The sequence below is a fragment of the Aminobacter sp. P4_D5 genome (assembly GCF_056401815.1).
On the sequence record NZ_JBFUIP010000018.1, the window covers coordinates 1 to 16,996 of the forward strand.

The 16,996-nt window shown below is 62.0% G+C and carries 16 protein-coding genes and 1 tRNA gene; 13 read left to right on the forward strand and 4 right to left on the reverse strand.

Annotation, left to right across the window (positions count from 1 at the left end; all coding sequences use genetic code 11):
* The 8 genes from AC1DWF_RS06440 to AC1DWF_RS06475 form a co-directional block, all read left to right on the forward strand.
* Positions 1 to 922: NADH-quinone oxidoreductase subunit N (locus AC1DWF_RS06440; RefSeq protein WP_476841532.1), on the forward strand; the 922-nt coding region annotated here is incomplete at its 5' end.
* Positions 923 to 926: 4 nt separating this feature from the next.
* A complete protein-coding gene (locus AC1DWF_RS06445; protein WP_476784890.1) occupies positions 927 to 1,754 on the forward strand; it encodes a biotin--[acetyl-CoA-carboxylase] ligase in 828 nt (275 codons plus the stop codon).
* Between the two features lie 22 nt (positions 1,755 to 1,776).
* Positions 1,777 to 3,447 carry a ribonuclease J gene (locus tag AC1DWF_RS06450; RefSeq protein ID WP_476788327.1) on the forward strand — a complete coding sequence of 557 codons (1,671 nt, stop codon included), beginning with the start codon at positions 1,777 to 1,779 and terminating at the stop codon, positions 3,445 to 3,447.
* A gap of 14 nt (positions 3,448 to 3,461) precedes the next feature.
* Positions 3,462 to 3,866, forward strand: coding sequence for a methylmalonyl-CoA epimerase (gene mce / locus AC1DWF_RS06455; protein WP_476784892.1), 405 nt, complete (start codon positions 3,462 to 3,464; stop codon positions 3,864 to 3,866).
* Positions 3,863 to 4,132, forward strand: coding sequence for a DUF1467 family protein (locus tag AC1DWF_RS06460; RefSeq protein WP_476841533.1), 270 nt, complete (start codon positions 3,863 to 3,865; stop codon positions 4,130 to 4,132). The genes mce and AC1DWF_RS06460 overlap by 4 nt, the downstream gene beginning before the upstream one ends.
* 463 nt (positions 4,133 to 4,595) lie before the next feature.
* The gene (gene proS / locus AC1DWF_RS06465) at positions 4,596 to 5,924 is read left to right on the forward strand and encodes a proline--tRNA ligase (protein ID WP_476841534.1); all 1,329 of its coding nucleotides are present in this window, start codon (positions 4,596 to 4,598) and stop codon (positions 5,922 to 5,924) included.
* Complete coding sequence (locus AC1DWF_RS06470; RefSeq protein WP_476784895.1) at positions 5,921 to 7,207, forward strand: lipoprotein-releasing ABC transporter permease subunit; 1,287 nt, start codon at positions 5,921 to 5,923, stop codon at positions 7,205 to 7,207. The genes proS and AC1DWF_RS06470 overlap by 4 nt, the downstream gene beginning before the upstream one ends.
* Positions 7,207 to 7,893 (forward strand): ABC transporter ATP-binding protein, encoded by a 687-nt coding sequence (locus tag AC1DWF_RS06475; protein WP_476788325.1) that lies wholly within the window; start codon positions 7,207 to 7,209, stop codon positions 7,891 to 7,893. Before AC1DWF_RS06470 ends, AC1DWF_RS06475 begins: the two co-directional genes overlap by 1 nt.
* Before the next feature lie 467 nt (positions 7,894 to 8,360).
* Here AC1DWF_RS06475 and lipB read toward each other — a convergent pair whose 3' ends face one another.
* Complete coding sequence (gene lipB / locus AC1DWF_RS06480) at positions 8,361 to 9,101, reverse strand: lipoyl(octanoyl) transferase LipB (RefSeq protein ID WP_476783868.1); 741 nt, start codon at positions 9,099 to 9,101, stop codon at positions 8,361 to 8,363.
* Between the two features lie 208 nt (positions 9,102 to 9,309).
* Here lipB and AC1DWF_RS06485 point away from each other — a divergent pair.
* Positions 9,310 to 9,394: transfer RNA gene (locus AC1DWF_RS06485), tRNA-Leu, on the forward strand.
* A gap of 364 nt (positions 9,395 to 9,758) precedes the next feature.
* Here AC1DWF_RS06485 and AC1DWF_RS06490 read toward each other — a convergent pair.
* Positions 9,759 to 12,038: a heavy metal translocating P-type ATPase gene (locus tag AC1DWF_RS06490; RefSeq protein WP_476783867.1), complete on the reverse strand. Its 2,280-nt coding sequence runs from the start codon at positions 12,036 to 12,038 to the stop codon at positions 9,759 to 9,761.
* Between the two features lie 72 nt (positions 12,039 to 12,110).
* Between AC1DWF_RS06490 and AC1DWF_RS06495 the strand changes: the two genes are divergently transcribed.
* The 3 genes from AC1DWF_RS06495 (at position 12,111) to AC1DWF_RS06505 (ending at position 14,638) form a co-directional block, all read left to right on the forward strand.
* Positions 12,111 to 12,533 carry a MerR family transcriptional regulator gene (locus AC1DWF_RS06495; protein WP_476783866.1) on the forward strand — a complete coding sequence of 141 codons (423 nt, stop codon included), beginning with the start codon at positions 12,111 to 12,113 and terminating at the stop codon, positions 12,531 to 12,533.
* A gap of 126 nt (positions 12,534 to 12,659) precedes the next feature.
* Complete coding sequence (gene mgtE, locus AC1DWF_RS06500) at positions 12,660 to 14,090, forward strand: magnesium transporter (protein WP_476783865.1); 1,431 nt, start codon at positions 12,660 to 12,662, stop codon at positions 14,088 to 14,090.
* 161 nt (positions 14,091 to 14,251) lie between these two features.
* Positions 14,252 to 14,638: a MerR family transcriptional regulator gene (locus tag AC1DWF_RS06505; protein WP_476783864.1), complete on the forward strand. Its 387-nt coding sequence runs from the start codon at positions 14,252 to 14,254 to the stop codon at positions 14,636 to 14,638.
* Positions 14,639 to 14,645: 7 nt separating this feature from the next.
* Here the strand turns inward: AC1DWF_RS06505 and AC1DWF_RS06510 are convergent, their stop codons facing one another.
* Together AC1DWF_RS06510 and AC1DWF_RS06515 are read right to left on the reverse strand one after the other, a co-directional pair.
* The gene (locus tag AC1DWF_RS06510) at positions 14,646 to 15,125 is read right to left on the reverse strand and encodes a methyltransferase family protein (RefSeq protein WP_476783863.1); all 480 of its coding nucleotides are present in this window, start codon (positions 15,123 to 15,125) and stop codon (positions 14,646 to 14,648) included.
* A complete protein-coding gene (locus AC1DWF_RS06515) occupies positions 15,122 to 16,120 on the reverse strand; it encodes an acetyltransferase domain-containing protein (RefSeq protein WP_476783862.1) in 999 nt (332 codons plus the stop codon). The genes AC1DWF_RS06510 and AC1DWF_RS06515 overlap by 4 nt, the downstream gene beginning before the upstream one ends.
* 121 nt (positions 16,121 to 16,241) lie before the next feature.
* Between AC1DWF_RS06515 and AC1DWF_RS06520 the strand changes: the two genes are divergently transcribed.
* A complete protein-coding gene (locus AC1DWF_RS06520) occupies positions 16,242 to 16,931 on the forward strand; it encodes a gamma-glutamylcyclotransferase (RefSeq protein ID WP_476783861.1) in 690 nt (229 codons plus the stop codon).
* Positions 16,932 to 16,996: the final 65 nt, after the last annotated feature.

Sequence of the window (16,996 nt, forward strand, 5' to 3'; positions counted from 1 at the left end):
GCTCTACGGTATCAGCCTTGTTTACGGCTACACCGGCCACACCTCGTTCGAGGCGATTGCCGCAGTTCTTGGCGATGGCGAACGTCAGCTCGGTCTCGTCTTCGGCCTTGTTTTCGTGCTTGCCGGCCTGTGCTTCAAGATCTCGGCGGTTCCGTTCCATATGTGGACGCCCGACGTCTACGAAGGCGCACCGACGCCGGTGACGGCGTTCTTCGCTGCTGCCCCCAAGATGGCGGCGATGGCATTGATCGTGCGCGTCACCATGGGGGCGTTCGAGCCGATCGGCAGCGACTGGCAGCAGATCATCGTCTTCATCTCCATCGCCTCGATGCTGCTCGGCTCGTTTGCCGCAATCGGCCAGAGAAACATCAAGCGCCTGATGGCCTATTCGTCGATCGGCCACATGGGTTACGCACTGGTTGGCCTCGCTGCCAACAGCGAAGCTGGCGTGCGCGGCGTTGTCATCTACATGCTGATCTACTTGGTGATGACGCTCGGCACCTTCGCTTTCATCCTCGCCATGCGCCGCAAGGACGGCAATGTCGAACAGATCAGCGATCTCGCCGGCCTGTCCTCGACCAATCCAATGATGGCGACGATCCTGACCATCCTGATGTTCTCGCTGGCCGGCATCCCGCCGCTCGCGGGCTTCTGGGGGAAGTGGTACGTGTTCCTCGCAGCGATGGACGCAAAGCTCTACGCGCTGGCGGTGATCGGCATGCTGGCCTCGGTTGTGGGCGCCTATTATTACCTGCGCATCATCAAGATCATGTGGTTCGATGAGCCGGTCGGCGGCTTCCAGCCGATGGCGGGCGAGCTTCGCCTCGTGCTCGGCTTGTCCGGTGCGTTCGTGCTTTTCTACGTGCTGATTGGCGGTCCGGTCGGGCAGATGGCGGAAGCTGCTGCCAAGACATTCTTCTGACGGTATGGGGTTCCAACTCGCACCGACCGCAAGTGGCAACGGCTTTCGCCTGGAAGCCCACGACGCGGTAGGGTCGACCAATGCACTGGCGCTGGAGCGGGCTCTGGCAGGCGACCCGGGCAAGCTCTGGGTCGTTTCCAAGAAGCAGGAAAGCGGGCGAGGTCGGCGTGGCCGCGTCTGGGCGACGCCGGAAGGCAATCTGGCTGCGACCTTGCTCAAGGTTCTCGACCACGATCTGCAGTATGCCGCGACGCTTGGTTTCGTTGCCGGCCTCGCACTTGCCGATGCGCTCGATGCGGTGGCGCCCAACGCCCGATTTTCGGTCGGCGTGGACGGCGGCAGCGGGCAGGGCGTCAAGCGCTTCGAGCTGAAATGGCCAAACGATGTTCTGGCATCCGGCGCCAAGCTTGCCGGTATCCTGCTTGAATCGACCTTGCTCGGGCAAGGGAGGTTGGCGATTGCGATTGGCATCGGCGTCAATGTCGTGGCCCATCCGACGGACGTGCCATATCCGGCGACCTCGCTTACCAGCCTTGGTGCCGGCGTCGATGCCGAGACGTTGTTCCTGGCGCTCTCCGATGCCTGGAGCGAAAACGAACGCATCTGGGCCGAAGGCCGGGGATTGGCTGGAATCCGCAAGCGCTGGCTGGCGCGTGCGGCAGGCCTGGGCAGCGAAGTCGCCGTGCGGATTGAGGGAAATGTGGTGCGCGGCGTCTTCGAGACCATCGACGAGGATTGCCGCTTCGTGATCCGTGACGCTAAAGGTGAAACGGTAAAGATCGCCGCTGGCGATGTACATTTCGGCGCGGTCGCTTCGGCCGGCGCGGCCTGACAGGCCTGAAAGGATTTCTAGGATGGCGAAAGCGGAAAACGCTGAGCTCGTATTCGTGCCGCTAGGCGGCGTCGGCGAGATCGGCATGAACTTCGCTCTCTACGGCTTCGGGCCGGCGAATGCGCGCGAGTGGATCATCATCGACGTTGGCGTGACTTTCCCCGATGCGACGCTGCCGGGCGTCGACCTTGTGCTGCCCGATACCCGCTTCATCGAGGAAGAGCTGAAGAACCTCCGCGGCATCATCATCACGCATGCGCACGAGGATCACTACGGTGCGCTGCACGACACATGGCCGAAGCTGAAGGCACCTGTCTGGATGACGCCTTTCGCGGCTGGGCTGCTTGAAGCCAAGCGGCAGTCGGAACAGGGCGCGCCGAAAATTCCGGTGACCATCTATCGTGCCGGCGAAAAATTCACCGTCGGGCCTTTCGAGATCGAGGCGATCGCGGTCAGCCACTCGATCCCCGAGCCGGTTTCGCTCGCGATCACCACCCCTGCCGGCACCGTGATCCACACCGGCGACTGGAAGATCGACCCTGCCCCGGAGATCGGGCCCATGATCGATGAGGCACGCTTCCGCGCCTATGGCGACAAGGGCGTGCTCGCACTGATCTGCGATTCCACCAACGCGCTGCGCGAGGGCGACTCGCCATCCGAGCAGCAGGTCGGCCAGGGCCTGCGCAAGGTCATCGAAGAAGCCAAGGGCCGCGTTGCCGTTACCACCTTCTCGTCCAATGTCGGCCGTATCCGTTCGATCGCGGAAGCCGCGCGCGACGCTGGCCGTCAGGTTCTGGTCATGGGCCGTTCGCTCAAGCGCGTCATCGATGTGTCGACCGAGCTTGGCTACATGGACGGGCTTCCGGAATTCGTCTCCGAAGATGACTATGGCTACATCCCGCGCGAAAACCTTGTCGTGATCTGCACCGGCAGCCAGGGCGAGCCGCGTGCGGCACTGGCCAAGCTGGCGCGCGACGAGATGAAGTCGGTGGCACTGTCGCCTGGCGACACTGTCGTGTTTTCCTCGCGAACGATTCCGGGCAATGAGAAGGCGATCCTCGAGATCAAGAACCAGCTCATCGACCAGGGCATCAAGATCATCGAGGACGGCGATGCGTTGGTCCACGTCTCTGGACACCCGCGCCGCAGCGAACTCAAGCGCATGTATGAATGGGTTCGTCCGCGCATCGGCGTGCCGGTGCATGGCGAAGCTGCCCATCTTGTCGGCCAGGGTTCCTTGATGTCGATGTCGGGCATTCCCGAAGTGGCGCAGATTCGCGACGGTGACATGCTCAGGCTCTGGCCGGGTGCCGCCGAGATCATCGACCAGGTGCCCTTCGGCCGCGTCTACAAGGACGGCAAGCTGATCGGCTCCGACGAGGCGATGGGCATCCGCCACCGGCGCAAGCTGTCTTTTGCCGGCCATGTTGCCGTCAATGTCGTGCTCGACGATAAGTACGAACTGTCAGGCGATCCGGATCTGGTGGCGATCGGTGTCGCCGAAGCAGATGCTGGCGGCGAGGCGCTCGAGGAATTGATGCTCGATGCGGCAATAGGCGCCGTGGACTCCATACCCCGTGCCCGCCGAAAAGACCTCGACTTGGTTCAGGAGGCCGTGCGTCGCGCAGTGCGCGGCGCGGCCAACGAAGCCTGGGGTAAGAAACCGCTGGTGACGGTGTTCGTCACCCGCTGAGGGCAGGACCTGATATGCTCGGACGTCTCAATCACGTCGCCATTGCCGTGCCGGACCTGGCGGCGGCGAGCGCTGTCTATCGCGACACGCTCGGCGCTGAGGTGACCGAGCCGCAGGCACTGCCCGAACACGGCGTGACTGTCGTCTTCATCGATGTCGGCAACACCAAGATCGAACTGCTCGAGCCACTCGGTGAGGGTTCGCCGATTGCGGCGTTCCTGGCAAAGAGCCCGTCGGGCGGCATGCATCATGTCTGCTACGAGGTCGACGACATCCTGGCGGCGCGTGACCACCTCAAGGCGTCGGGCGCGCGCGTGCTCGGCGACGGCAACCCGAAGATCGGGGCACATGGCAAGCCCGTGTTGTTTCTTCACCCCAAGGATTTCCAGGGAACACTGGTCGAATTGGAGCAGGCATGACCTGGATTTCACTCGCCGYGATGTATTTCGTCTTCTGGTGGCTAACTTTGTTCGCCATCCTGCCCTTCGGCGTCAAGACTCAGGACGAAGCTCATGATGTGGCGCCAGGGACCGAGGCGAGCGCGCCGCGTGGGCCGCATATGCTACGCGCCATGCTGTGGACGACCCTGGTAACAGCTCTCTTGATTGGCGCGTTTTATGCCGTCACCAAAGGGTTGGGCTACAGTTTCGACGATTTTCCGCAGTTCATCCCCGAGATCAAATGACGCATTCCAGAGCTTAGGGAACGCGGCTAAGGTCGTTTCTTAGGGGCGTGCGGCAAGCTGTTGTTCGGCCAAAAAAAATGCAAGGCACAAGGCCTTGCAATTAAACGCGTCCGACCTGCTTTCCGGTAACCGGCGGCAGCGAGTTATCGCGCCTAGATCGCATCCTCCCAAGACTTTGACCGCGTAGGAGAGCGGATTTATTCTCCGCCCTCTCGGTTATCAAGGCACATTAGACTAACCGGAAATGGAATGTCACGCGGAATTTTGCTTCCGAGCGGGCATTCCTGTGCTGCAATGCACAATTGACGTGCATATGCTGCCCATCAACCAGTCAGGGTATTGTGACGCTGCGTCGAAACGGACTGCGCGGGTTTCCATTCGGCCTTGAAATGGCTATGAAGCGCGTTCAAGCAAGCCTCTTTCTCGTGCCGATTCCGGCATCATCGTTTTCATGGAACATTCGATGCGTCTGTCGCGCTATTTCCTGCCCATTCTGAAAGAAAATCCCCGCGAGGCGGACATCATTTCCCACCGGCTGATGCTGCGTGCCGGCATGATCCGACAGCAGGGCGCCGGCAGTTTCTCGTGGCTGCCGCTGGGCAAGCGGGTGCTCGACAAGATCTGCCGGATCGTGCGCGAAGAGCAGGACCGGGCCGGTGCGCTCGAAATCCTGATGCCGACCATCCAATCGGCAGACCTGTGGCGCGAAAGCGGTCGCTACGACGACTACGGCAAGGAGATGCTGCGCATCAAGGATCGCCACGAGCGCGACATGCTGTTTGGCCCGACCAACGAAGAAATGGTCACGGAAATCTTCCGGTCCTACGTCAAGTCGTACAAGGATCTGCCGCTCAACCTCTACCACATCCAATGGAAATTCCGCGACGAGGTCCGTCCGCGCTTCGGCGTCATGCGCTCCCGCGAATTCCTGATGAAGGATGCCTATTCCTTCGACCTCGACTTCGACGGCGCCAAGGCCGCCTACAACAGGATGTTCGTCTCTTATCTCCGCACCTTCACGCGGATGGGCCTGCAGGCGATCCCGATGCGCGCSGACACCGGCCCGATCGGCGGCRAKCTSAGCCACGARTTCATCATCCTAGCCGAAACCGGCGAAAGCCAGGTGTTCTGCCACCGCGACTATCTTGGCCTGCCGGTGCCTGGCGCTGCGACTGACTTCGCCAATGACGGCGAGATCGACGGCATCGTCAAGCAATGGACGACGCCTTACGCAGCGACCGAAGAAATGCACGACGAAGCCGCTTGGGCCGCAGTGCCCGAAGCCGACAAGGTTTCGGCGCGTGGCATCGAGGTTGGCCATATCTTCCACTTCGGCGAGAAATATTCCAAGCCGATGGGCGCCAAGGTCATGGGTCCCGACGGCAAGGAGCATTTCGTTTCGATGGGCTCTTACGGCATCGGGCCGAGCCGCCTGATCGCTGCGATCATCGAGGCAAGCCATGACGAAAACGGCATCATCTGGCCTGAGGCGGTGGCACCCTTCGACATCGGCCTGATCAACATGAAGGTCGGCGACAGCGAATGCGACCGCATCTGCGACGAGCTCTACAAGGCGTTCGGAGCGGCGGGCAAGGACGTGCTCTATGACGACACCGACCAGCGCGCCGGCGGCAAATTTGCCACCGCCGATCTGATCGGCCTGCCATGGCAGGTGATCGTTGGCCCGCGTGGCGCGGCAGCCGGCGAGGTCGAGCTTAAGAATCGCAAGACCGGCGAACGCGAGACGATGCCGGTGGCGCAGGCACTGGCCAAACTGGGCGTCAAGGCATGAACCAAGTGGTGGCGGCGAAACCGGCGGGCGCAGGGCCTTTCTCGGTGTTCGAGCGCATGGTGGCGTGGCGCTACCTGCGTTCGAAGCGCAAGGAGACGGTGATTTCCGTCATCGCTTCGATTTCCTTCCTCGGCATCATGCTGGGTGTTGCCACGCTGATCGTGGTGATGGCGGTAATGAATGGGTTTCGCGCCGAGCTACTGACCCGCATTCTCGGCGTCAACGGCCATCTGATCGTGACGCCGATCGACACGCCGCTTGAGGATTACGCGGCGGTTGCCGACCGTATCAATGGTGTTTCCGGCGTCAAATACGCGATCCCCCTGGTCGAAGGCCAGGTACTTGCCCAAGGCAATGTCGGTGCGGGTGCCGGCGCGCTGGTGCGTGGTATCAGAGGCAGTGACCTCGGCAAGGTGACGCTGGTCGCCAACAACATTAAGCAAGGCTCGATCGTCGGTTTCGACAATGGCGAGGGCGTGGTCATCGGCAAGCGCATGGCCGAGAATATGGGCCTGGTGCTGGGCGATTCCATCCGGCTTGTCTCGCCCGACGGCGACGTGACGCCGATGGGCACGACACCGCGCGTCAAAGCCTATCCGATCGTTGGCATCTTCGAAGTTGGCATGTCCGAATACGATACGTCGATCCTGTTCATGCCGCTCAACGAGGCGCAGCTCTATTTCAATTCCGAAGGCAAGGTCGGGTCGATCGAGATCTATGTCGACAATCCCGACGATGTCGACGCGCTGAAGACCAAGGTCGAGGAGGCCGCACAACGGCCGATCTTCCTGACCGACTGGCGACAACGCAACCAGACTTTCTTCTCGGCTCTGCAGGTCGAGCGCAATGTCATGTTCATGATCCTGACGCTGATCGTGCTGGTCGCGGCCCTCAACATCATTTCGGGCCTGATCATGCTGGTGAAGGACAAGAGCCACGATATCGCCATCTTGCGTACGATGGGCGCGACGCGTGGCGCGGTGATGCGCATCTTCCTGATGACCGGGGCTGCCATCGGCATGACCGGCACCATCGCGGGTGTGCTGCTAGGTGTCGTGATCTGCCTTAATGTCGAGCGCATCAGGCAGTTCTTCTCCTGGCTGTCCGGCACCGTCCTGTTCAATCCGGAGCTCTATTTCTTGTCCCAGTTGCCGGCCAAGATGAATGTCAGCGAAACCGTCTCGGTGGTGCTGATGGCCCTTGTACTGTCGTTCCTCGCGACACTGTTTCCAGCATGGCGGGCGGCTACGCTCGATCCGGTCGACGCACTGAGGTACGAATAATGGGCATCGAGCATGTTATCGAGCTCAAGGGCGTCGAGCGCCATTATGAGCAGGGCTCGCGCAAGCTGACGATCCTCAACAACGCCAATTTTTCGCTGAAGCCTGGTGAGATGGTGGCGCTCGTGGCGCCATCCGGCGCTGGCAAGTCGACGCTGCTGCATACGGCTGGCCTGCTCGAGCGCCCTGACGCCGGCGATGTTTTCTTGAACGGCCGCGCCTGTGGGCGTCTGTCGGACGACGAGCGTACTGCGATCCGCCGCAACGACGTCGGGTTCGTTTATCAGTTCCATCACCTGCTGCCTGAATTCTCGGCGCTCGAGAATGTGATGATGCCGCAACTGGTGAAGGGCCTGAGCCCTGCCCAGGCGAGCGAGCGGGCAGAACAGCTGCTCGACTATATGAAGATCGGCAAGCGCGCCTTGCATCGCCCCTCGGAACTTTCCGGCGGCGAACAGCAGCGGGTGGCGATTGCGCGCGCGGTCGCCAATGCTCCGCTCGTCCTGCTGGCCGATGAGCCGACCGGCAACCTCGATCCGGTGACGGCGGGTTATGTCTTTGACGCGTTGTCAGCACTTGTCCGCCAGTCGGGCCTGGCGGCACTGATCGCTACGCATAACCACGAGCTTGCATCGCGCATGGACCGCCGCGTCACGCTCTCCGAAGGCAAGATTGTCGCGCTGCGCTAGCGGCGGCGCGACAGGGCTGAACCATGCCTGCCTGGCATGGTGGCCAGGCGAACCGTTGCTCCAAGCTCAATCGATAGCAACCACCGCTGAAGTGCGTTTGTTAACGCGCTGGGGCCGGCGGTCGCGCGCATAAACGCTTCATTTACTGTCGAATCGCTTGTGGCGGGCGCCTGCGCCCGAATGCAATGGCGTGCGTTGACATCTGAACAGAAATAGAACAAATTGAGAACATATCAAAAACAGGAGCAACAAATGACCGAGCTGGTACAGGATGTCATTTCGATGGTCTGCATGAGCACCTTCCTCGTCACCATGGCGATGTGGATCGGCGCACTCTGATTTGAGCGCTTGTTGGGGGCCATTCCTTTTTTGATGGAATTCTCAACCAATGAACAACGAGGCACCGGGTCTATCCCGATGCCGGACAAGATTAGGTGCCGTGGGCACCGCAGCCATTAGCCGTGACCTCAGGCTGTTTGCCGGATCGACTCAGGGACTGCGTCGGCGGGTCCGAAAATCTCTTCAAAGGCGGCTTTGAGCGCCACGTCGAGGTCGCTCATCGTTACCGGCAGGCCGAGATCGACCAGGCTGGTCACGCCGTGGTCGGTGACACCGCAAGGCACGATGCCGGAGAAATGGCCGAGCTCCGGTTCGACATTGATGGCGATGCCGTGGAAGCTCACCCAACGGCGCAAGCGGATGCCGATGGCGGCGATCTTGTCTTCCGCCGCCGAGCCGTCCGGCAGGGCTGGGCGGTCGGGACGGACCACCCAGACACCGACGCGGTCCTCGCGGCGCTCGCCCTTCACATTGAAGGCGGCAAGCGCCGAGATGATCCAGGCTTCGAGTGCGGCGACGAAGGCGCGGACGTCCTCGCGGCGCCGCTTGAGGTCGAGCATGACATAGGCCACGCGCTGGCCAGGGCCGTGATAGGTGTATTCGCCGCCGCGGCCGGTCTTGAACACCGGGAAGCGGTCGGGCTCGACCAGATCCTGTTCCTGGGCGCTGGTGCCGGCGGTGTAGATCGGCGGGTGTTCGACCAACCAGACCATCTCGCCTGCGGTCCCCTGACGAATCGCATCGGCGCGCGATTCCATGAAGGCGAGCGCCTGATCATAGGGCGTTAGGCCGGGTTCGATTCGCCATTCGACGGGTGCTGAGCCCGGAATGGCGAGAAACGACGTGGCTATCTGGCTGCGGTCGGTCATTTTGGGGGTCCGTTCGTCGACCTGATATGGCGGCTCGGCGCAGAAAGGTCCAGTCCCTGGGCTTTGAAAGCCGGCTATTGCTGCCCGAAGCCTATAGTTCCCCTGGGGCATGCAAGAATGATGGACGAATATCGCTTAGGGCGCTTGTTTCCCCGGAAACGATTTGCTACATGCCGCGAGCCGGTTCGGACCGGCCCTCTGTGACAGTGCGGTCGTGGCGGAATTGGTAGACGCGCAGCGTTGAGGTCGCTGTGGGGCAACCCGTGGAAGTTCGAGTCTTCTCGACCGCACCATCACTTTTCAGGTGACAACCAATCACCTGAACAAGCTGTTCCATACAGGACTAAACAGCTTGAACCTCGCCGGGCTGGTCGGCTTTTTCCAAGACGTTACAAGAGATTGTGCAGATTTGCTGCAGTTGATCGCTATGCTTGCGATACGGGGCAGTTACGGCGCCGCGTGTCCTGTCGGGTACGCAAAAGGGCGTTAGAGCCGCCGTGAAACTCCGCACAGTCTCTTTTTGAAGATTGGCTCTGGTTTTCGGTGCGAGGTTTTTGATTCCGGGTACTTACGCCGGCGGCCTTGGCGGCCTGCCATTGAATGCGCGATTGCCCGGAGCCGTCGAACGGCCCCGGGCAATCCTTGGGAGGACTTTTCTCAGCGGCCGCGCCACGCGAGCAGGCGCATGGCGTTGGCCGTGACCAGCACGGTGGCGCCGGTGTCGGCCAGGATTGCCGGCCACAGACCGGTCAGGCCGATGATAGTCGTCACCAGGAACACGGCCTTGAGGCCGAGTGCGATGGTGATGTTCAGGGTGATGTTGTTCATCACCGCTTTTGACAGCGCGATCATGTCAGGGATGTCGGTGACACGACCGTGCAGGATCGCAGCGTCGGCGGTTTCCAGCGCAACGTCGGTGCCGCCGCCCATGGCGATGCCGAAATCGGCCGCGGCAAGGGCAGGGGCGTCGTTGATGCCGTCGCCCACCTTGGCGACAACTTGGCCCTCCTTCTGCAACTCGCGCACGATCCGCTGCTTGTCGTCGGGCATCAGGCCGGCGCGAACTGCAATGCCCAGGCCCTTGCCTATGGCTTTGGCGGTGGCTTCGTTGTCGCCGGTCAGCATGACGGTGGCGATGCCGTCGGCCTTGAGGATCGCAAGGGCCTCGATGGCATCGGCGCGCGGCTCGTCGCGCATGGCGAGGATGCCCGCGACCTTGTTGTCGACAAGCAGCACCGAAACGGTCTTGCCGTCGGCGTTGAAGGCGGCGATCTGCTCCTTCAGGTTGGCCGACAGCCCGGCCATTTGTTCGGCAGCGCTAGGGGAGGCCAGGAACACGTCCTCGCCGCCGACATTGCCTGCGACACCCTTGCCGGCGACTGCCTTGGCTAGACTTGCCGAGGGGATTGCCACGCCGTCCGCCTTGGCACGACGGAGGATGGCGAGCGCCAGGGGATGGCTGGAGCCGGTTTCAAGTGCTGCTGCCAGCGACAGGACTCTAGCTTCAGGCCGGCCAACGCCAACAATGTCGGTGACCTTGGGCTTGCCCTCGGTCAGCGTGCCGGTTTTGTCGAGCGCAACCGTGGTCACCCGGCGCATGCCCTCGAGCACGGCACCGCCCTTGAGCAACAGGCCGCGGCGGGCACCGGCGGAAAGGCCAGCGGCAATAGCGGCAGGCGTGGAGATGACCAGCGCGCAGGGGCAGCCGATCAACAGGATGGCGAGGCCCTTGTAGATCCACTCCTCCCACGAACCGCCGGCAACGAGCGGCGGCATGATGGCGACGAGTGCGCCGACGACCAGCACCATCGGCGTATAATAACGTGAAAAGCTGTCGATGAAGCGTTCGGTGGGCGCCTTGCTCTCCTGCGCCTCCTCGACCAGCTTGATGACGCGTGCAATCGTATTGTCGGCGGCGGCCGCAGTGACGCGGACCTTGAGCACCGCATCGGTGTTGATCGTGCCGGCAAAGACGGAATCGCCTGTGGTTTTCAACTTCGGCACGCTCTCGCCGGTCACCGGCGCTTCGTCGAGCGTGCTTGAGCCCTCGACGATGGTGCCATCGGCGGCAACCCGGTCGCCCGGCCTGACCAGTATGATCGCACCGACCTGAACCGCATCGGCCGGCATTTCGCGGGTCGCCCCGCCTTCTACGACCAGGGCTGTCTTGGGCACCAGATCGGCCAAGCCGCGTATGCTGGCGCGCGCGCGGCGCGCGGCGACACCTTCCAGCAATTCGCCAATGAGGAACAGCAGCACCACCATTGCCGCTTCTTCGGTGGCGCCGATGAATACGGCGCCGATGGCAGCGATGGTCATCAGCGTTTCGATCGAGAACGGCGTGCCAGTTATGGCTGCGGCGTAGGCGCGCCGCGACACTGGTACGAGACCGACCCCGAGTGCAGCGAGAAATGCCCAATGGCCGAGCTGCGGCAGAAATTGGCCGATGGCATAGGCCGCAATGAGGGCCGATCCGCAGGCGATGGTCAGCTTGGCCTTACGCGAAGTCCACCATGGCCCGTCGTCGAGGTCGAAATGGGCGTGGCCGGCGTCTGCAGCGTTCGCGGCCGGGGCGCCATGGTTGTGTCCGGAGTGATCGCCGTGATCGTGCCCGGCGTGGTCACCATGGCTGTGATCGTGGCCGCTGTGGTCGTGATCATGGCTGCAGGAAGGGCCGTGCTTGTGGTCGTGGACCTCTGCCGTGCGCGCCGCACCGAGCATGGCGACGGAATAGCCGAGCGCCTTCATCTGCTTTGAAATTTCTGCGGAGGGGGCTTTTCCCTGATGAGAAACCGTCATGGTGCCGGCTGAGACCGAAATGCCAACCTCGGTGATGCCGGGCAGGCGGATGACTGCGTTTTCGATCTTGGTCGCGCAAGACGCGCAATCCATGCCGCCAACGCGGAATCGTGTTTTGCCGTGGCTGGCATCGTTCATTTCAGGTCCTTTCAATCTTATATGAAGCCATGCTAGAACCTCTAGCCACTAGAGGATCAAGAGGGTTTTTCGATGAATCTGCCGATTGGAGAACTGGCGCGGCGAACGGGCGTGAAAGTGCCGACGATCCGCTTTTATGAACAGATCGGGCTGATTGCCGCGCCGCCGCGCACCGAAGGCAACCAGCGTCGCTATGGCAAGACCGAGATCGACCGGCTCAACTTCATCCGCCACGCCCGGGAGCTTGGCTTCGAAGTCGATCATATCCGCGAGTTGCTGGTCATGTCGCAGGAGCCGCAGGCCTCGTGCCATCAGGCCGACAGCATCGCCAAGTCGCACTTGCGCGAAGTCGACCGGCGCATCGAGCGGCTTCAGGCCCTGCGAGGGGAGCTGTCGCGCATGATCGATGAATGCGGTCATGGCCGTATTTGCGACTGCCGTATCATCGAGGTGCTGGCGGACCACAAGCAATGCGTGAGCGAGCATGTGGCCTGATTGAAACAGGCCAAAACTGGCTGTGCCGCGCCGGCCTTTCGAGCCGTATTTCGTTTGATATTCCGGCCCTTTGCGGGCTAGGGATAGCCCACCTCGAATCCCGAAATCCGCAAGCGGGAGGCGCCGATGGAAGCCCGACACAACCATACGCACGGCGCCGACGCCGCTGACGCTGTCCGCGCCGAAATCTATGGCGAGGACGGGGTCATCCTTGCCTCGTTCCTGGCCCATATCGGCGCGGCGATCGCAGACCGCGATACGCTGACGCTGAAGCGCGACGTCTCCGTCCTGCACCAGTCCGAACTTGGCCATCTGCTGGAAGCCTTGCTACCCGAGCAGCGGCTGGCGCTGGTCGAACTGATGGGCTCGGATTTCGACTTTTCGGCGCTGACCGAGGTCGACGAGGCGATTCGCCTCGACATCGTCGACAACCTGCCCAATGCGCAGATCGCGCAAGCCGTCCAGGAACTCGATTCCGACGATGCGGTCTACATTCTGGAAGACCTCGACACCGAGGACCAGAACGAGATCCTGGCGCAGCTGCCGTTCACCGAGCGCATCAGGCTGCGGCGTTCGCTCGATTATCCCGAGGAATCGGCCGGTCGGCGCATGCAGACGGAGTTTGTGGCGGTGCCGCCGTTCTGGACCGTTGGCCAGACCATCGACTATCTGCGCGACGACAAGGATTTGCCCGACCGTTTCAGCCAGGTCTTTGTCATTGATCCGAGCTTCAAGCTGCTGGGTGCTGTCGACCTCGACCAGATCCTGCGCACCAAGCGCGCGGTCAAGATCGAAGAGGTGATGCACGAGACGCGCCACGCCATCCCGGCCACGATGGACCAGGAAGAGGCAGCGCGCGAATTCGAGCAATATGATCTGCTCTCCGCAGCCGTCGTCGACGAGAACGAGCGCCTCGTCGGCGTGCTGACCATCGATGATGTGGTCGACGTCATCCAGCAGGAAGCCGAGGAAGACCTTTTGCGCATGGGCGGCGTCGGTGACGAGGAGCTGTCCGATACCGTGCGCGCGACCTCGCGCTCGCGCGTGCCATGGCTTCTGGTCAATCTTGGTACGGCCTTCATCTCGGCATCGGTCATCAGCCAGTTTGGCGCCACCATCGAGGAGATGGTGGCTTTGGCGGCACTGATGCCGATCGTCGCTTCGCTCGGGGGCAATGCCGGCACACAGACGATGACGGTAACCGTGCGCGCGCTCGCCACCCGCGACCTCGACATCTACAATGCCGGTCGCGTCATTCGCCGCGAGGTGATGGTGGGCCTGCTCAATGGCGCAATCATCGCAACCATCCTCGGCCTGGTCGCAGGCCTATGGTTTCACAACCCGGATCTGGGCTTCGTCATCGCCGCCGCCATGGTGCTCAACATGCTGGCTGCGGCACTCGGTGGCATCCTGATCCCGCTGTTGCTCGACAAATTTGGCGCGGACCCGGCGATCTCGTCCTCGATCTTCACGACCATGATCACCGACGTCATCGGCTTCCTTGCCTTCCTCAGCCTTGCCACCTGGTGGCTGCATCTTGGCGCTGCTGCGAGGTAAGGTTGTTCAATTGACTTTTACGTAAGTCGCGTGCGAGACTCCTTGAGGACCAAAAAGGGTCCTTTTGGCTGCGCGGCGTATACTGTCGCATGGCATGATCGCCTCGGCTAGCGCGGCATGATTTGAAAGCGGCGCGGCGACGCTGGCTGGGTGGAGAGACGATGCGGGAATATTACTCGATCACCGAATTGACCCGCGAATTCGACATTTCGACGCGGACGCTGCGTTTTTATGAGGATGAGGGGCTGGTGCAGCCTGTCCGCCGTGGCCGCACTCGCCTGTTCCGCCCGTCTGACCGGCAGCTCATTCGCCAGATCATGCGCGGCAAGCGGCTTGGATTCTCGATCAACGAGATTCGCGAGATCATCCAGATGTATCGCGCCCCCCCCGGCGAGGTCGGTCAACTCAAGCTGATGATCAAGCGCATCGAAGAAAAGCGTGAGGATCTGCGCCAGAAGCGCCGCGACCTCGAGGAGACGCTGGCCGAACTCGATCAGGCCGAAGAATCCTGTGTCGAACGGCTGGTCGAACTCGGCGTCAACACCTGAGCGCTGATCAGATCCAGCGCCGGACCTTCTTTTTGTAATCGATGTATTTCTTGCCGAAGCGGGCTTGCAGGTGCTTTTCCTCTGGCACAATGGCGAGCTTCTGCGTGCCGAAGGCCGCGATCACCGCAAGGACGATGAACCAGACACTGGCCGTGATCAGGCCGATGGCGATCATCAAGAGCGTGTTGGCGAAGTAGATCGGGTTGCGGGTGAAGGAAAAAGCGCCCGAGGTGACCAGATGCTCCGACGGCCTGTCGGGACGGATCGTGGTCTTGGCGCGCTTCAGCGTCTGCATGGCTGAGTAATAGATCGCAACCACGCCGGCCACAGCCAACCAGCCGGCCGCGTAGAGCAGGTCCGACAGCGGCTCGGTGAGCCAAGGCAAGGGGTAGAGCAGTCCGAGGGCTACAGCCACCGCGATAGCCAGGAGGTAGACGATCGGCGGCCATGGAACCCTGCTGGGGGCGGCGGCTTTGAGATCGGTCATTGCGCTCCTCCTGGTATCGTCTGGTTGTCGGTGTTGGTCGAGCACATGGCCGCGGTTTGCCCGACACGGTCTTTAAGCTCCGGGCTCTGGTCGGCGGCATAGAGGCGGACGAACGAATCATCCCTTTGCAACTCGTCGAGCATGCACACACAGTAGCGCGAGCAGAAATCCGTGTCGCGGCTTTGCTCGCACGAGCGCTGGCAAGATTTGAGGAAGGTAATTTCGCGCGTTTCGACCGGGGCGGGGAATATCTGGGCAAAGGCCCAGACCAGCGAAATCATCACCGGTTGGTGGATGAGGTAGAAAGCCAGGCTGTGGCGGCCGAAGAAGCTGAGCGGCCGTGACCAGGCGCCGGGTTGAAGGCGCGCCAGCCTTTCGAAAAGACCGGCCTTGAGCGCGAGACCGGCAACACCAATGCCGGTCAATACGGCGCCAAACCATGGAAACAGCGGCACAAAATCGTTGGAACGCGGATTGAAGGTGGACAGGCCGATCCACAAAAGCGCCGGGTGGTTGAAGGCGTCAGAGCGCAGATAATTGGGCGCTGCGATGACCAGGGCGGCGATGACCAGCGTCAGCAGGGCCGGCAGGCGCAGGAAGGCGAGGCCGAGTACGCTGGCCAGTGCTATCTGGTGCAGGATGCCGAAGAAGATGAACTTGTCGGGCATGGCGAACCAGGTCGCGACCGTGATTGCCAATGCCGCCGCCGACACCATGGCCAACCGCCTGAAGTAGCCAGGCCAGCGAATGCCCTTGGCATGCGCCAGCACAAGGCTGACGCCAACGAGAAACAGGAAGCTTGAGGCGATGCAGCGGGCGAAGAGCTTCCAGTTGCCATAGGCGGTCATGCCCGGATCGGCGTAACCGAAGAATTCGAGGTCCCAGGCGAAGTGGTAGATCGCCATGGCGACGAGGGCTGTGCCACGGGCGATGTCGATGACCGACACGCGCCGCGAGGGGGCTTGAACTTGTTCAGTGCTCGGATGCATCGTCATGGCCATTCGCTTCGGCGTTTTCAGGTGTTGCAGCGCCCCTGCAGCACTATCATGGTTGAAGCGGGGCGGTAGAGAGCAGTGTGGCCAGTCATGCACAAGGTTAAGAATTGAAGTGGCGCAAATGACCGGACGCATGATGTCGCTGACCGAAGAGCTGGTGGCGCGATGCTATCGCGACGTGGCCGATGCCGGCCCGGACCCCGATGCAGTGCACCTCGACGACGCCGACTATGAGGCGATGATCGATGAAACGCTCGCCGAGCATCCCGGCAATGGCCCGCTATGGCTGTTTGCCTATGGTTCGCTGATCTGGAAGCCCGAGGTCGAACACACCGAAGAGAAGGTGGCGCTGGCGCGCGGCTGGCATCGTTCGTTTTGCGTCAGCATGAACCGCTGGCGGGCAACGAAAGAGCAGCCCGGACTGATGATGGGCATGGATCGCGGCGGCCAGTGCAAGGGCGTGGCGCTCAGGCTCATGGACGGCGACAGGCGCGAACAGCTCGACAAGCTCTACCGCCGCGAGATGACGCTGAAGCCCTCGACCTACAAGCCGCGCTGGCTGAACCTTGTCACCGACGACGGCCCGCTGACCGCCCTTGCTTTCGTCGTCAATCGCGGCGGCCGGGCCTATGCCGGCGCACTTGGCGAGGACGAGGTTGTCGAACGGCTGGCCACAACCTGCGGCCATTGGGGCTCGGCGGCGGACTATCTCTACAATGTGGTGAAGAACCTCGAGCAGCGCGCCATCCACGACCGGCATCTGTGGCGGCTGCAGCATCTGGTGGCCGAACGAATCGCGGCCCGGAGCTGATCGCCAAAACGCCGCATTCGCACCGCCCGGCGTCGGAATTTGGTTTGCCGCCCAAGGCATTTGTT

Coding starts and splice junctions, on each gene's coding strand:
- AC1DWF_RS06445 (WP_476784890.1), top strand. CDS start 927: ATGGGGTTCCAACTCGCACCGACCGCAAGTGGCAACGGCTTTCGCCTG.
- AC1DWF_RS06450 (WP_476788327.1), top strand. CDS start 1,777: ATGGCGAAAGCGGAAAACGCTGAGCTCGTATTCGTGCCGCTAGGCGGC.
- mce (WP_476784892.1), top strand. CDS start 3,462: ATGCTCGGACGTCTCAATCACGTCGCCATTGCCGTGCCGGACCTGGCG.
- AC1DWF_RS06470 (WP_476784895.1), top strand. CDS start 5,921: ATGAACCAAGTGGTGGCGGCGAAACCGGCGGGCGCAGGGCCTTTCTCG.
- AC1DWF_RS06475 (WP_476788325.1), top strand. CDS start 7,207: ATGGGCATCGAGCATGTTATCGAGCTCAAGGGCGTCGAGCGCCATTAT.
- lipB (WP_476783868.1), bottom strand. CDS start 9,101: ATGACCGACCGCAGCCAGATAGCCACGTCGTTTCTCGCCATTCCGGGC.
- AC1DWF_RS06490 (WP_476783867.1), bottom strand. CDS start 12,038: ATGAACGATGCCAGCCACGGCAAAACACGATTCCGCGTTGGCGGCATG.
- AC1DWF_RS06495 (WP_476783866.1), top strand. CDS start 12,111: ATGAATCTGCCGATTGGAGAACTGGCGCGGCGAACGGGCGTGAAAGTG.
- mgtE (WP_476783865.1), top strand. CDS start 12,660: ATGGAAGCCCGACACAACCATACGCACGGCGCCGACGCCGCTGACGCT.
- AC1DWF_RS06505 (WP_476783864.1), top strand. CDS start 14,252: ATGCGGGAATATTACTCGATCACCGAATTGACCCGCGAATTCGACATT.
- AC1DWF_RS06510 (WP_476783863.1), bottom strand. CDS start 15,125: ATGACCGATCTCAAAGCCGCCGCCCCCAGCAGGGTTCCATGGCCGCCG.
- AC1DWF_RS06515 (WP_476783862.1), bottom strand. CDS start 16,120: ATGACGATGCATCCGAGCACTGAACAAGTTCAAGCCCCCTCGCGGCGC.
- AC1DWF_RS06520 (WP_476783861.1), top strand. CDS start 16,242: ATGACCGGACGCATGATGTCGCTGACCGAAGAGCTGGTGGCGCGATGC.